Annotated in this window: 11 protein-coding genes and 2 pseudogenes; 5 read left to right on the forward strand and 8 right to left on the reverse strand. The window is 42.5% G+C overall.

What is annotated here, in order from left to right; genetic code table 11:
* Positions 1 to 159: 159 nt before the first annotated feature.
* On the reverse strand, positions 160 to 4173 hold the full coding sequence (gene purL, locus H4W00_RS01280; RefSeq protein ID WP_209955678.1) for a phosphoribosylformylglycinamidine synthase: 4014 nt from the start codon (positions 4171 to 4173) through the stop codon (positions 160 to 162).
* Between the two features lie 448 nt (positions 4174 to 4621).
* Here purL and H4W00_RS01285 point away from each other — a divergent pair, with 448 nt between their 5' ends.
* Entirely contained in the window at positions 4622 to 5116 is a 495-nt protein-coding gene (locus tag H4W00_RS01285; protein WP_209955681.1) for a pyridoxamine 5'-phosphate oxidase family protein, read from the forward strand.
* Between the two features lie 324 nt (positions 5117 to 5440).
* Here the strand turns inward: H4W00_RS01285 and H4W00_RS01290 are convergent, their stop codons facing one another.
* Both H4W00_RS01290 and pgsA read right to left on the reverse strand, forming a co-directional pair.
* Complete coding sequence (locus tag H4W00_RS01290; protein WP_209955683.1) at positions 5441 to 6031, reverse strand: DsbA family oxidoreductase; 591 nt, start codon at positions 6029 to 6031, stop codon at positions 5441 to 5443.
* Between the two features lie 214 nt (positions 6032 to 6245).
* Entirely contained in the window at positions 6246 to 6908 is a 663-nt protein-coding gene (gene pgsA, locus H4W00_RS01295; protein WP_209955685.1) for a CDP-diacylglycerol--glycerol-3-phosphate 3-phosphatidyltransferase, read from the reverse strand.
* Between the two features lie 864 nt (positions 6909 to 7772).
* Between pgsA and H4W00_RS01300 the strand changes: the two genes are divergently transcribed.
* Entirely contained in the window at positions 7773 to 8219 is a 447-nt protein-coding gene (locus tag H4W00_RS01300) for a hypothetical protein (RefSeq protein ID WP_209955687.1), read from the forward strand.
* 310 nt (positions 8220 to 8529) lie between these two features.
* On the opposite strand, the pseudogene H4W00_RS12525 reads toward H4W00_RS01300, so the two are convergent.
* Together H4W00_RS12525 and H4W00_RS12530 are read right to left on the reverse strand one after the other, a co-directional pair.
* Positions 8530 to 9021: pseudogene (locus H4W00_RS12525) on the reverse strand (IS630 family transposase); the annotation flags it as partial.
* A 13-nt stretch (positions 9022 to 9034) separates the two neighbouring features.
* The gene (locus H4W00_RS12530) at positions 9035 to 9373 is read right to left on the reverse strand and encodes an IS630 transposase-related protein (protein WP_334684838.1); all 339 of its coding nucleotides are present in this window, start codon (positions 9371 to 9373) and stop codon (positions 9035 to 9037) included.
* Positions 9374 to 9702: 329 nt separating this feature from the next.
* Between H4W00_RS12530 and H4W00_RS12680 the strand changes: the two genes are divergently transcribed.
* The 3 genes from H4W00_RS12680 to H4W00_RS01315 all read left to right on the forward strand — a co-directional run bounded on the left by H4W00_RS12680 (position 9703) and on the right by H4W00_RS01315 (position 11336).
* Positions 9703 to 10050: a recombinase family protein gene (locus tag H4W00_RS12680; protein WP_442966418.1), complete on the forward strand. Its 348-nt coding sequence runs from the start codon at positions 9703 to 9705 to the stop codon at positions 10048 to 10050.
* Positions 10047 to 10316, forward strand: coding sequence for a hypothetical protein (locus tag H4W00_RS12685; RefSeq protein ID WP_442966419.1), 270 nt, complete (start codon positions 10047 to 10049; stop codon positions 10314 to 10316). The genes H4W00_RS12680 and H4W00_RS12685 overlap by 4 nt, the downstream gene beginning before the upstream one ends.
* A gap of 144 nt (positions 10317 to 10460) precedes the next feature.
* On the forward strand, positions 10461 to 11336 hold the full coding sequence (locus H4W00_RS01315; RefSeq protein ID WP_334684839.1) for a lantibiotic ABC transporter permease: 876 nt from the start codon (positions 10461 to 10463) through the stop codon (positions 11334 to 11336).
* 29 nt (positions 11337 to 11365) lie between these two features.
* Here the strand turns inward: H4W00_RS01315 and H4W00_RS12690 are convergent.
* From H4W00_RS12690 to acs, 3 genes and pseudogenes are all read right to left on the reverse strand, one after another.
* Positions 11366 to 11467: pseudogene (locus H4W00_RS12690) on the reverse strand (HU family DNA-binding protein); the annotation flags it as partial.
* Positions 11468 to 11929: 462 nt separating this feature from the next.
* Positions 11930 to 13165, reverse strand: a complete 1236-nt coding sequence (locus H4W00_RS01325) for an NAD(P)/FAD-dependent oxidoreductase (RefSeq protein WP_209955692.1) — start codon at positions 13163 to 13165, stop codon at positions 11930 to 11932.
* Positions 13166 to 13351: 186 nt separating this feature from the next.
* Positions 13352 to 15319, reverse strand: a complete 1968-nt coding sequence (gene acs / locus H4W00_RS01330; RefSeq protein ID WP_209955693.1) for an acetate--CoA ligase — start codon at positions 15317 to 15319, stop codon at positions 13352 to 13354.
* Positions 15320 to 15501 lie beyond the last annotated feature (182 nt).

Consider the following 15501-nt stretch of genomic DNA (forward strand, 5'->3'; position numbering starts at 1 on the left):
ACCCAAACTGTAGCCAGCGCCTCACCCAGACTGGCAGATACAAGCGGAAGGCGGGAATCAGCTCCCCTACTTTAAAAACCAAATCCCAAACACAAAAAAGGTGAGCCTAAGCCCACCTTTTTTTATTATCTAAAACAGCTCAAATAATCTTAACGAAACCTATCTTACCCACGCCCGCGCATTACGGAACATCCGCATCCACGCGCCATCTTCATCCCAGACAGCCGGTTTCCAGCTGTGATTGTACGCGCGTAGCGTACGCTCAGGATGCGGCATCATGATGGTGACGCGACCGTCGGTGCTACAAAGACCCGTGACGCCGCCGACCGAACCGTTTGGATTGAGCGGATACGTCTCAGTTGGCTGACCTTGACTGTCCACAAAGCGCATGGCAAGTTGACCATGCTTAGCCATACCGTCAATTTCTGTGGCATTAAGCGTGGCAAAGCCTTCGCCATGCGCAACTGCAATCGGTAGGATACTGTCTTGCATACCTTTAAATAATACTGATTTGGTGCGCTCGACTTTTACGTTGACCGTACGCGCTTCGAAGCGAGCCGATTTATTGGCGATAAAACGTGGGAAATTCTCTGCACCAGGGATCAAGTCCTTCAACTGCGCCATCATCTGACAGCCGTTACAGACGCCCAGGGTAAAGGTTTCAGGACGGGCAAAGAAGCGGACAAACTGCATGCGCAAGTCGTCATGGAACAAGATAGAGTTCGCCCAGCCTGAGCCTGCGCCCAATACGTCGCCGTAGCTAAAGCCGCCACAAGTCACTAAACCTTCAAAATCGCGTAGATTAATACGGCCTTTTAGCAAGTCGCTCATGTGCACGTCTACTGCTTCAAAGCCAGCTTGAGTAAAGCCTGCTGCCATTTCTAACTGACCATTAACGCCTTGTTCACGTAAGATAGCGACTTTTGGTTTATTGGCACGGCTATTGAGGTAAGGGGCTTCAATCGCTTGGCTCAAATCAAAGTTTGGCGTGGCAATCAGACCTTGATGACGGCTATCAGTAATCAAGTCGTATTCTTGTTGCACGCAAGCAGGGTTATCACGGCGACGGGCGATTTGATAGCTGACCTGACTCCATTCTTGCTGTAACTTACCACGGCTAAAGCTTAGCGTATCATCGCCCATCATTGTTGGGGTCTGGATCAGCAGGCTTTCTTCCTCTACGCTTTGACCAACTAGGCTGAGCATATCACTGACATTAAATTCTTCTGCCAATTGCATTAATGCTGGCACGTCTTCCGGCATAACTTGGATAACCGCGCCCAACTCTTCACTGAACAGTTGACCCAATAAGTTATCATCGGTCAATGACAGCTTGATACCTTGGCGACTGGTAAATTGCATCTCAGCGATAGTTGCTAATAAGCCACCATCACCGATATCGTGATAGGCACTGATAACGTCTTGCGCATTACCCGCTTGGATAAAGTTAAAGAAATCAACCAAGTCGCTAGGTTGCGCTAAATCTGGGCAGTCATTGCCTAATTGGCTCAACGTTTGCGCAAGGATTGAACCGCCTAAACGCAATTTTCCTTTAGACAGATCAATCCGATAAAACGCACTATCTCCGTTAATCAGCTCAGGAGTTAGCGTTTGTGCCACATCAATCACTGGCGCAAAAGCAGTAATGACCAAGCTCATTGGTGAGACCACTGATTTGTCTTGTGAACCTGATTCTGTGTCCTTATCTGTCCAATTGGCACGCATAGATAGCGAATCTTTACCCACTGGAATAGCGATACCGAGTGCCGGACATAATTCTTCACCAATCGCATGAACCGCATCAAATAATGCCGCATCTTCCGCGTCATCACCGCAAGCAGCCATCCAGTTTGCTGACATGGTGATATCTGATAGCTGAGCAATGCGCGCGCCAGCAATATTGGTAATGGCTTCACCAACGGCCATGCGTGCAGAGGCGGTTGGGCTAATCAAGGCGACCGGCGTACGTTCACCGACACTCATGGCTTCACCGCTCATTGGTTGACCATCGAGATTAAGCAAGCCAGAAGCAGTCACTGCGCAATCAGCAACCGGTACTTGATAGCGACCAACATATTGATCGCGCACCACCATGCCAGAGATAGAACGGTCACCAATACTGATCAGGAACGACTTGCTAGCAACGGTAGGATGACGCAAGACATCAGTAATAGATTCGGCTAAATTAACATCAGCCAGTTCCAACGCTGGCAAGGTGGTTTCGGAACGGCTAAAGTGACGTTTCATCTGCGGCGTGCCACCAAGCAATACTTGCATAGGCATATCGACTGGCTGTTCCGTTAACAATGTATCATCAACGATCAGCTGACGGACATCAGTTGCCGTGCCTAAGATGGCATACGGGCAGCGCTCACGGGCACAAATCGCATCGAACTGCGCTTCACTTTCTGGATGAATTGCCAACACATAACGCTCTTGCGCTTCATTCGACCAAATCGCCATTGGTGACATGCCAGCTTCTAATGACGGAATACGACGTAGGTTTAGATGCGCACCCATTTCATGGTCATTAACCAATTCTGGCATCGCATTTGACAAGCCACCTGCGCCGACATCATGGAGAGAAACAATAGGGTTGCCGTCTTTACCAGCATTACTAATATCGACATCATTACCCGCTAGTGCCCAGCAACGATCCATCACTTCTTGGCAGCGACGTTCCATTTCCGCGTTATCACGCTGTACAGAGGCAAAGTCCAAGCCTTCGTCTAATGAACCACTATCAACCGAAGATGCTGCACCGCCACCGAGACCAATTTGCATGGCTGGACCACCAAGGACGATGAGTAAATCACCTTGCTGAATGCTATTTTTTTCAATTAAGTTGCGTTTGATATTGCCATAGCCACCAGCCAGCATAATCGGCTTATGATAGCCGCGCATTTGGCTGCCATCTTTGGCCGGTGAAGTATCAAGCTGGAAGCTACGGAAATAACCGCACAAGTTCGGACGCCCAAATTCATTAGAGAAGTTGGCACTGCCTAAAGGAGCCTCGGTCATGATCTCAAGGCTGGTGGCCATACGATCGGGCGTACCATAGTCTTTTGTACTAACCGTGCCTGACTGCTCCCACTTTTCTGCTAGCTCAGGAATATGGAGATGTGACACATGAAAGCCAGTCAAGCCTGCTTTTGGTTTACCGCCACGACCGGTTGCGCCTTCGTCACGAATCTCACCACCAGCGCCAGTCGCCGCGCCCGCATAAGGAGCAATCGCCGTTGGGTGATTGTGGGTTTCGACCTTCATTAAGATATCGATTTCTTCTTGATGAAATTTATACGGATGTGCTGAATTTTCATCTTGAGCATTTTCAGGAACTGGATAAAAGCGCCAGCCTTCAGAGCCTGCCATCACTGCGGCGTTGTCTTTATAAGCAGACAAAATACCTTGTGGATTGGCTTTATAAGTATTCTTAATCATTTGGAATAATGATTTGGCTTGGACTTCACCATCAATCGTCCACTGTGCATTAAAGATTTTATGACGGCAATGCTCAGAGTTAGCCTGCGCGAACATCATCAGCTCAACGTCAGTCGGATTGCGCTGTAGCTCATTGACATACGCATGCATTAAATAGTCAATATCTTCACTAGACAATGCAAAACCAAATTCTGTATTAGCAGACTCTAATGCTTCGCGCCCTTCCCCAATCACATCAATATGGTTAAGCGATGCTGGCGGTTGGTCGTCAAATAATTTACTGGTCTCTGCTAAATCGTAAACCAAGCTTTGGGTCATACGGTCAAATAATAACTGCTCGGCGACTTTAGGTAGTTTTTCACTAACCTCGCCGTCGACTGTTAGGGTATAAACAATAACTCGCTCAACGCGATTAATTTTAATTTCACAATTATTAAAAATATCAGTCGCTTTGCTTGCCCATGGCGATATCGTACCAAAGCGTGGACCAACAATTACCTGTAATTGCTTGTCTTCTGGCGAAGTAACTTCAGTATTGCCATCAGCCCCTTTATTGATACCCAACAAATCTAATGCCTTTTTATGCTCATCACCGTCTAATTCCCGTGACAGTACATAGACTTGTTGGGTGTTAATTTGGGTGATATTGAGATTGGTTTTTTGCTGAAACTGGCTGATGAGTTGCTGCGTTTGAAAATCGGTCAAAAACGGTTGTCCGGCGATGGTCATCATAAAGGCATATTCCGTGGGATTAGGATAGATTTGGCATCACTGCCATGTAAAGTAAATGGTTTGCACATTATAACAAGAAGCCTCATAAGAAACAGGGTCAAACCGCCATAAATTCATCCTTTATCTGTCTACCTAAGGTTTAATTTTTAGAAAAAATTAAACCTTCACTGTCAATACTAGACGCTTTTAATCCACATCTGCATAAAACTATAGTGCGCTTTACCAAACACTTGTGTACCTTACAAACGCTCACATCGTATTACTAGCAAGCTATATAAACCTATGCCCATAACTCGCTATCCTAAATCTAGATGCAAGGCTGCCGCTTACTTGTACTTGTTAAGTTACGTATTAAGAATAAAGTCTTTACTTTAGATTCAAATATTTTCAAACAACGGCAATCAAAGTATTTTAATGTAAGCATTATAATGAATTAGGGATAAACACTATGAGTAGACAAGATCATATCGATAAAATTCAAGAGCTAACAAAAGACATAAAGTTTGCCATGATGAGTACCACTAATAAAAAAGGCGACATTCATGCCTGGCCTATGACCACCACTGAAACCAGTCTGGATGTAAAAGAAATTTGGTTCATCGGTGATAAAACCTCAGACCTGGTAAAAAATATTCAGGATGACGCTAGAATTGGACTTACTTATGCGAGTCAGGATGCCAAAAACTACGTCTCAATTAGTGGTAATGCCGAATTATCAGATGACAAAGATAAGTTGGAAGAACTATGGTCACCAATGGATAGTGCTTTTTTTGAACAGGGTAAAGAAGATGAAAGTGTTCAACTGATTAAAGTGGTACCACATGGCGCAGAGTGTTGGATAAGCGGTAGCTCTACTGTAAACATGTTTAAGATGGCAGTAGCAGCGGCACAAGAAGGCAAAACAGCTAAAGATATCGGTGAGACTTTCTCTGTATCATTATAAATTACTGCTTTTATCAACTAGAATTTTTATAAAGCAATATCACAACAACAGTGACGTAGTGAGAATGGGGTGTCATCACTAGCCACTAGTAGCTATAATTGACCGCTATTAATGTCTAAAAATAGTGTTTCATGCTGAAAGGGGATATAAAGAAATAGTCGATAGCAGACAGAGCAATGTTTTGACTGTAGACGAGTAATATATATAAAATGCCAGTAAGCTTATCGCTACTGGCGTTTTTTTTATGCGGGTATAAATATTAAGAATTATAGCGATTCTGAGTTATGAATGAGAAAGCTTTTCAAGGTCAAGACTAGTATCTCTTTAAGCTTCGAGCAGGTCGATTGCCTCGCGCAATTGTGATATAGAGGGGGTTCCGCGAAAGACTTGTTTGCCGACCACGATAGTAGGCACGGAAGTAATTGCCATATCCTCGCGGGCATGACGCAAAGCCTCACGGTGCCGATCAGTATAAATACCATTTTCAAGCGCCTGCCTAGCGTCTTTAGCATTAAGGCCTACATCGGCAGCAAGCGTTACTAGAACTTCAGGATCGCCGATATCAAGATTTTCTTGAAAAAAAGCTCGAAGGACTCGCATCGAATACTCGTGATCCAGACCCTTATCTTGAGCCATCACTAGCAGCTCAAATGCTTTATCTGTTCGCGGTTGCGGCGAAATAGTCGGTAGCTGCATGGATACGCCCAAGCGTTCAGCGAGAGGATAAACTGACTGCTGCCAAATAGTAGGCAGATAAGAATCTTCCGGTCTCAGTGTTGCTACTGGATAAGGGCGCAGCTCGAAAGCGCGCCAATTAATAGAGATGTCCTTGTTACCAATTGCGTCAGTTAGTACCTGTTCACCGAGCATACAAAAGGGACAAACAAAGTCAGAATAGACAGTTATAGAGAGCATTAGCACCTCACTTGATACTTGACTAGGATTTAGACAAATTGTAATAAGGATGTAAGAGCATGTACATCCTTACATTTTCATATTAATTATAAAGAAAACCAATAGGCTTACTGAATCAAATATCTAACGAGAGTGGTTATAAAAACGCTTCACTTATAAAGTGATTATTTACGTAACAGTGCTGATAAGGCAAATAGGCTGAAGTAACCACTGATTAACCACTTTGCTTAAGATAAGGCCAGGCGGCTTTAAGATAAATGAACATCGACCATAAGGTCAGAATGACCGCGGCTACCATTAAGATATAACCAATCATCTCCAGCGACTCCCAGTTTAGCAGTAGTACAGAAATAGCAATCATTTGAAAGGTAGTTTTAAGTTTACCGACATAAGAGACCGCCACGCTAGTACGGTTGCCCAGTTCTGCCATCCATTCACGCAGCGCAGATACTGCAATCTCACGAGAGATGATCACAATCGCGGCAATCGCCATGATGATGTTAGGGTGCCACTGGACCAAGATAATGAGCGCCGCGGCTACCATGAGCTTGTCAGCGACTGGATCCAAAAACCGCCCAAAGGCTGACATCATATTAAGTTTACGGGCAAAATAACCATCAAGCCAATCAGTAATTGCTGCAATAACAAATATTCCAGTCAACAACAAATGGCGTAGCAGGCTATCGCTAAACTCACTCATCCCCACCCGCGCGATAACATTATCCGAAATCGCAGGCATGCCAATACCCATTGCTGGCGGCCAATACGCAATCGCAACAAATAATGGAATCATTAAAATACGCGCGATGGTCAAATTATTGGGCAAATTAAAGATGCTTTTCGTATCTTGTGCTTGCAGGTGTGTGCTCTCAGTCATGACAAAGCCATTTCAATGTAAACGTAAGAATGGTGGTTAGCTTAGCATTTTTCGCCCATGCCGTCATGTGCTCTCTGTATGCACATTGATAATAAGAAAAACTCAATAAAATAGTGAATTCATTTTTTTAAAACTATTTAAACGTAACGTTATGTAATTTCACTAACGTAATAAGCATAACTTCCGTTATTATAAATAGGAATCAACAACACTTGTACACTGAACTCATTAACAAGCATAAAAAACAGCTGACTTACCAATCTAGGCTCTTTGTTAATCAATAGCGTTAAAAAACCAATAATAATAAGTAACAACCACTGAACCTGTAGTCAGCTACATACTCAGTTTTCCTCAGCCCACAGTCTCTCCTTTGTGGGCCTTTTTTTGTCTATTAAACCACTGATATATGAAGTTTTATATATTAAATTTTAATAACTGACCACCACTTTGATTACCATCTGAATTAATTTTTGATAGTTTGACCACCATATAATTATGTAGCTACAAATAAGCCTCAGCATTTGATATTAAGTATTATCTATCTTTTTAAACGCATTTTTCTGCTCAATAGTTAACTTAATAGTAATTTGATTGAGAATGGCATAATGAGACTATAGGGTGCTTTCATGAGCACGGTACCCTACCCTAGTTAGGAATTGAAGCCTTGGCTTTATTCTAATGATATCAATGTTTTAACTCGCTGAAATAGTCACAGTGTACTTCATGGTGTACATGTAGTGAGACTTTACTAAAAAGTGTGTAACTGCTACCTACCAATTAGATACCTGAAAATTTTTTAAATAGTGCTTAATTTGTCTTAGAGTAATAGGATTTTGAGATAAATTTAATTGAGAGGATATAATAATGGCGATTATTTGGATGATTGCTGGTGGTGCTGTTGTTTATATAATATTTGCTCTGAAGAAATATCAAGATGCAAATGAAGTTGGTTTAAGATCAATGTCTGAATGGTTAGGTGTTCTAGAACATAGTAATGCAAAACAAAGGGAAAAAATGTCACACAGTTTGATTCTATTTGCAGGTAAAAGTCTAGAACGACAAGGAATTTTGCCTAAGAATGGATTGAGAAATGGAGTAATATTAAATAGGGAGGTATCTAAAACAAATTTTATTATATTGGTAGGTGAAGAAGCTGCTAATTTAGACTCATTTGATATTGCTCATAGAGAGAGAGCCTTGGATACAACTATTGCGAGAGACTATTTTTCATATTGTCTCACATTAATTTTAGCTAAACGTGGTGCAGAGGCGATAGCTATGCTGGCTTTTAAATCTCGTTATCCACTTTGATAGCCTTTTAATTAAACAATGTTCAAGCGGAATGAGTAAAATAGTAACCTTTTTAAGCATAATGATGTACTACATTCAAAATAATAAGGTTTATTTATGGAAATATTAGGGATAGTTGCCATTTGTGTAATTATATTTATTTGGTTGCGATATAAATTCAACAATTTTCGCAAAAAGAAGTATAAGTTTTTCAATGTTATTGTCTATACAGCAAACTTCTTAGCTAAAAACCCAAAAGAATTGGCTATAACTATTGACGATGTTTATTATGTAGAGCTATTAAAATTTGTTAACGAAAATCCTTCTATAGTCAATTCAAAATAAAAGTGTTATGACAAGGATTAATATCATAAAACAATTTAGATAAGTCGTTTTCCATCCATCCTTGGCGTAGAAACTTTGCTTGTGCCCATTTTTTCTCAATAGGGTTTAAGTCAGGGCTATAAGGGGGTAAGAATAGAAGCCTGTGACCATGCCTGTTAAGCAGTCTTTTCACACGTTTATGAAAGCTTGCGTTATCCATCACAATCACGCACTTACGTTTAAGGCTTGGAATTAAGGTATATTTGCACCAGTTGTAGAATATGTCGCCATTGATATTCTTATTAAAGTAATCAAGCGCAAACAGTATCTTTTCATATAAAGCACCAATAACGTTGGTTCTTTTTTTACCTTGCCAGTTATAGCTATCAATGCATGGGGTTCCAATGGGTGCATAGCCAAAGGGACGCAGGGTTTCAGACTCAAAGCCGCTTTCATCCATGTATACAATAGCAAAGCCTTGAGTGATATAGTCGTTGAGTTTGCTTAGATACTTAGCTCTCTTTAGGGGGCAAGCTTTTGGATGCTCTAAGGTCTTTTTTTTTGCTAATACCTAAGCGCTTTAAGGCGTGATAAATGCCTGATGGGCTACAGTTTAATCGACGAGCTCGCTCATACTGGTAATCGTCAGGATGCTCTTTAACATCATTGAGCAGAACGTCATCGCTTATCTTATGAGGTTTAGTTTGCCTTGTTGTTTTGCTGTGGACACGCCGCTTCCAGTTTTGTATGGTGGTTGGACTAAGATCATAGAAATCAACCGCCTGAGCAAAGGTCATACCCCCGTCCAAGCTTTTAAGGACTTGTTTGCGAAAATCTAGTGAATAAGTCATGAGTATTTATAATAGTAATAGGTTAGTTGGTTTAGTTTATAACATTTTTAAAGGAAATTGACTATATAATCATGGAACTCAAGCAGATCGATAACTCAGCTATATCTTTTGATATCGTTATAGAAGGTAGAAGATATGGAGTTATCGGCCGAAATTACATTATGAATAAGCTATCACTTATAGCAAGGGCTTTGTAAATAAAGAATATGATTGCTTTGCCATAGGTATACCCCAGTGGAACCAGTTATTTCAGCCTTTAAACCTATTAATAGACCACTTAAAATAGACTGATATAATGGAACCATTTATAACAAACTGCGCAGACGATTATGTCTATCAGAGCGTATCTACGAGCGTCAACCAAAGAGCAAGATGCTAAGCGTGCCAAGAATGAGCTCATAGCATTTGCCAAAGATCATGGCCACAAAATCGCCGCCTTCTATGTCGAAAACGAATCAGGCGCAACTTTGATACGTCCACAGTTAATGCAGCTGATCGATGATGCTCACGAAGTCGATCTGATCTTAGTTGAGCAGATTGATCGCTTGGCGCGTTTGAACCAAGCTGATTGGGATACTCTCAAAAGAATGCTATCAGAAAAAAGCTATCTATCGTATCAAAAGAGCTACCTACCTCGTATATGGCGCTTCAATCTGAGAGCAGCACTAAATTTATGAGCAGCGTATTGCAGTCCATCAATTCGATGATGCTGGATATGCTCGCAGCTATTACTAGAAAAGACTATAAAGATCGACGTAACCGTCAGATGCGAGGTATCGCTCGTGCTAAGACAGAAGGTAAATATTTAGGACATAGGAAAGATACCGAGAAGCGTAAAGTTATCGCTAGTCTGCTAAAATCTGGGCATAGCTATTCCGAAATACAAGCTACTGCTAAGTGCTCGCGTCAGCTGATAGCTGTGATAGCTAAAGAAACGAAGTAATACTCAAATACTTTAAAAGAACGTATCACTCGTTGTTAAGTTAGTATGCATAAAATCCCTAATTGGAGAGTCTCAAGTCTCTAACAATCCCAGGACGGTTCAGTCATGCTTCTTCGTTTTATTGCGCGTCATAGCACAGTAATTATGCCAGTTTGCGCAATTGTGGGCTTTTTTTTTCCAAACTTATCCAATGCGGTATTAGTATATTTACCCCAAATACTGTTCTTCTTGATGTTTTTTACTTTACTGGGCATCGACCAATATGCGCTGTTAAAACGTATAGCGACAAGCTATGTGTGGGTTTTTGCCTTGTTACAAAGCGGGGGTATGAGTCTAGTTTTAATATTAATTGCTTATGCGCTCGGCGTACGTGGCGATTGGCTATTGGCTATTGCAGGTCTTGGTGCCACTGCCCCATTGTTTGGTAGTGGTGCATTGGTCAATGCGGTGGGGTTTGATGCGCAACTGGCGACGGCAAAAACTATCGCTGCCACGCTCATTATGCCATGTACATTATTAGGCGTATTGTGGCTATTAGGCGATGAAAATGCGCATGTAGACGTTGGTGTTTATGTCAATCGCTTGTTAGTTTATATCCTTATGCCAATGGTGCTAGCTGTGGGGGTGCGCCGGTTCGTTTCACCGGCTATTTTGTCACGTTATTATCCCAAAATTGGGCAGTTTAATATTTTACTGCTGATGTTGTTTCCACTGGGACTGATGGCAGGATTTCGTACCACTTTTGACCATGATCCGTGGCAAGCGTTGTTATTACTAGCGCTAAGTTCTGTATTGGCATTGGTGTTTTATTTTAGCGCTTATATAATATATCGACGTTTTGGCTATGAAAACGCCATTGTCGCTGCGCTAGTGTGTGGCGGACGCAATGTATTACTTGCTTACACCATAACCGCACCCTTTATGGGTGCAGTGTTTTTACCGTTACTGGGTGCTTTTCAATTACCAGCATTTTGCTTGCCCTTACTGGGCAAATATATGGCAAAACGCCATACAACATAAAACTCGACCTATGGATTTAAAATCAGGTTTCAGCTCCTCGAGTCTATTAAATTCTCACTTATGGTCACTTTGATAGTTACTCGTTCAGGAATATCGACTGGCTCACCAGTCTTAGGATTTCTACCATTTCGAGCGCTCCTTCTGACTTTCTAAAAGGTAGTAAACGCTATCAATTTTAATCTTTCATTTTCTTCTAATTTATCTAAACCTTCAGCAATTACTTCGAGCACTGAATTTAAAATAACTGAACTGCCCCGGCATTGTCGACATAGCTCAATGATACTTTTAGTGGTTTTTAAGCCTAATACTTACAGGGAATTATAATTTACCTCATAGACAGGTTAGTGCCATAGTTGCTCACTTAACGCTCTGGACAGTCGTATTGTACAGACACTACAAACATACTTGGACACTAGGTTGACAATGAACATGTCGGTATGGTGGTTTAACTAAAAATCGCTATCCAAGATAAGCGCTTTAAATCGTGTTCGGCCCACTAATAGAGAGTCGACCTATACTCTACAGATCTAAATTTTTAGTAGTGTTGAAGTTCTTAGTAGCTGTTCTATTTTGGTAGCCATTTGCGCAGGTTTTTATGTCAACGCCATAGTCATAACCTTTACCGTCTGTTCAGCCGCTTTATAGCAACTTTCTATATTGCCCTGACCACACCAATCACCACTTACGATCCATTGTTGGTTATCATCTACTAAGATACCTTGTTCTTTATTGGTGTCAGTAACAACCGTTGCCGCATAACGCCAGCGATGGCAGTCTATTTGGCTAGGGGCCGTATCATTATTCCAATTAAGTGCTTGCTGCGCTGCAGCTAATAATTGTGATTTTACTGTTTCAATATCGTCATCAACATGTACTTGTGACCAGTCATTACGCGCATGGATAGTCACGCTTGGTGATAAATCGCCATGCCCCGGTTTGTGATGCTCAACGAATACTCTATCAAGTATAGAACCATGCATATAAGCCACATCCCACCCTGGCAGCACAACATTGGTCGCGTTGGTCGTCTTACTACTCAAAGTTGCTGGTAACTGCTGCACACTGTCCCAGCCCAACATCAACGTATAGCACGCCTGCATCTGGGGCTCGGTAATCTTTGCTTGTTCACTAAAGTTGCTATTTGCCATCAAGGCTACCGCCTGATCATTTGGCGCGGTGCAAATAACCCAGTCAAACCAGCCTAAACTGTCACCCTCGGTATCAAACAGCTCGGTTTTTTTATGAGTAGAATATTCTTGTAGCTGATGAGTTTTTGAAGCACTTAGCGGTGCGACACAGGTTTTGAACGTTACCCTAGTCAATTGTAGGTCGTCGGCTAATGCCCGACCCCAGCTGGTCATTTTCGGAGTGCTAATATAACGCGCATGGGTGGTATCCCATTGCTCCTTTTTATTGATGATAGGTTGTGCATCCTCAGTGGCTGGCGTTAAATTGACCACCTGTGCGCACCATGGTTGTAGCATACCTGTTCCCAACCACGGTTCAATAAACTGCGAAAAACTGTCTGACTTGGCAGTAAAAAACTGTGCACCAAATGCCCATTGCCAGTTTTTATCACTCTGCTCATCAGTGCGATAGCGCGTTGCTAAACGGCCAACACTACGTGATTTTTCAAAAACAGTTATCTGTGGAGGCAGTTTTTGAGGGTCAGAGGGATCTGCTTGCTGACCGAATGTACGCTCTAACAAAGTTGCAGTGAACAAACCGGTCAACCCACCGCCGATGATGGCTATTTTTGCTACGCCATTATTAGTATTAGAACTGTGGGTTTTGGTATTATTTAAATCAGTGACAGAGTGGTCGGTCATAATGACGATAAGCCTTATAAAATATAGAACAATCAGTAAAAAGGAAACTTAGATAACTTAAAAAGACTTAATTCAAAGCAGCTGTTTTATTATAATCCAACGCTGTATCTATTAAAAAAGCACATTACAAGGCCATGCTATCTTCAACAACATGGCTTATTTTGAGTCTCTGATAACCACTATCTATTAATGGCAAACTTTACGTTCAGCCTTGACCACTTCAACCAAATGATTAATAACCGAGCTATCAGCTAGGGTGGATAGATCACCCAATCCTATATATTGTCCGGCAGCAAGGCTACGCAAGATACGGCGCATAATTTTGCCGGAGCGCGTTTTGGGCAGGGCCTCTACGATATAGATGGCGTCTAGGTTGGCAATCGGACCAATTTCATTCCGTACATGCCGATTCAGCTCAGCTTTTAGGTTGTCATTGGCAATTTCGCCTAATTTGAGAATGATAAAAGCGCAAATACCCTCTCCGCGGATCTCATGCGGCATGCCAACCACGGCTGCTTCGACGGTTGAAGGATGCGAATCTATAGCACTTTCAACCTCAGCAGTGCCCAATCTATGTCCTGAGACGTTGAGTACATCATCAACACGTCCAGTTATCCAGTAGTGTCCATCTTCGTCACGCTGTACGCCATCGCCGGTGAAGTAATAACCTGGATAGTTGGTAAAATAAGTCTCTAAAAAACGCGGATGGTCATTATAAATAGTACGCATTTGTCCCGGCCAGCTATTTCTAATCGCTAAATTACCCTCAGCAGGCCCGTGGAGCACTGTGCCATCAGTATCCATAACATCCGGTATGATGCCATATAGTGGGTTCATGGCAGCGCCTGGCTTAAGCGCCACCGTACCTGGTATAGGTGCTAGTAAAACACCACCGGTTTCGGTTTGCCACCAAGTATCGATAACCGGACAGTGACCACTACCAACCACATTGTAATACCAGTCCCACGCTTCAGGATTGATGGGCTCACCGACTGTACCGAGTAGACGTAGACTTGAGCGCTCAGACTCGCGGACAAAGGCATCGCCTTCTTTCATCATCGCGCGAATGGCCGTTGGCGCCGTATATAAGATACTAATTTTATGTTTATCGATAATATGACCGACTCGCGCCCACGTTGGATATTCTGGTACGCCTTCGAACATTACAGTTGTCGTACCATTAGCAAGCGGTCCGTAGGTGGAATAGGTATGTCCAGTCACCCAGCCGACATCAGCCGTACACCAGTAAATATCGTCATCCTTAACATCGAAAACATCACGAAAGGTCGACAGCGCGTAGGTGATATAGCCGCCAGTAGTATGCAATACCCCTTTAGGCTTACCAGTAGAGCCAGAGGTGTATAATAAAAACAGTGGATCTTCGGCATTCATTACTTCTGGTTCGCACTGCTCTTTTTCACCTTCTACCAAGGTATGATACCAAATATCGCGGCGACCGCTCATCGGTACTGAGTTACCTGTGCGGTGTACCACGATGACATTTTTAACACTGTCGGTACCCTCCATGTCCAGCGCGCGATCGACATTTGCTTTGAGCGGGGTACGTTTATTACCGCGCAAGCCTTCATCAGCGGTAATAACCAGTTTGGACTGACTGTCAACGATTCGGTTACCTAGACTTTCAGCTGAAAAGCCACCAAATACCACCGAGTGCACCGCACCAATTCGCGTACAAGCCAGCATGGCTATAATAGCTTCCGGTATCATCGGCATATAAAGGGTCACCCGGTCGCCTTTTGTAACCCCAAGTTTACGCATGGCGTTACCTAAGCGACAGACATCGGAATGTAACTCTTTAAATGATATAATCTTGTGCAAGGAAGGATGGTCTCCTTCCCAGATAATAGCCGGCTTATAAGGATTGGTTTTTAGGTGCCTATCAAGACAGTTGACCGAAATGTTAAGCTCACCATCTTCGAACCATTTAATGCGAAAATCATCTAAATCATAATTAACATTACTGATTTTAGTGGGCTTTTTTATCCAGTCAATTTGTTCAGCACGCTCAGCCCAAAAAGCATCAAGCGCGGCAGGCGAGTTAATAGAATCTTGATAGGTATCAGCATACTGTTCAGGGCTAGTATTGGCGGCGGCGACGAACTCAGCCGCAATGGGAAATGATTTTTGAGTCATGGTTGTAATCCTTTTTAATTATTATTACCGGTACAAATTATCGTTCATAATGGTTATCTATACCGGTGATGTGGGGTCATCTTCCATAATGTGTGACACCTACTAGCAGTTTGACAAATAAGGGCGAGTGATGCAAGACATCAACCGTTAATTGCCACAGTTTCAATATACATTTGTACACC

This window comes from Psychrobacter sp. PL19 (assembly GCF_017875835.1).
In the GTDB taxonomy this organism is placed as follows: Bacteria; Pseudomonadota; Gammaproteobacteria; order Pseudomonadales; family Moraxellaceae; genus Psychrobacter.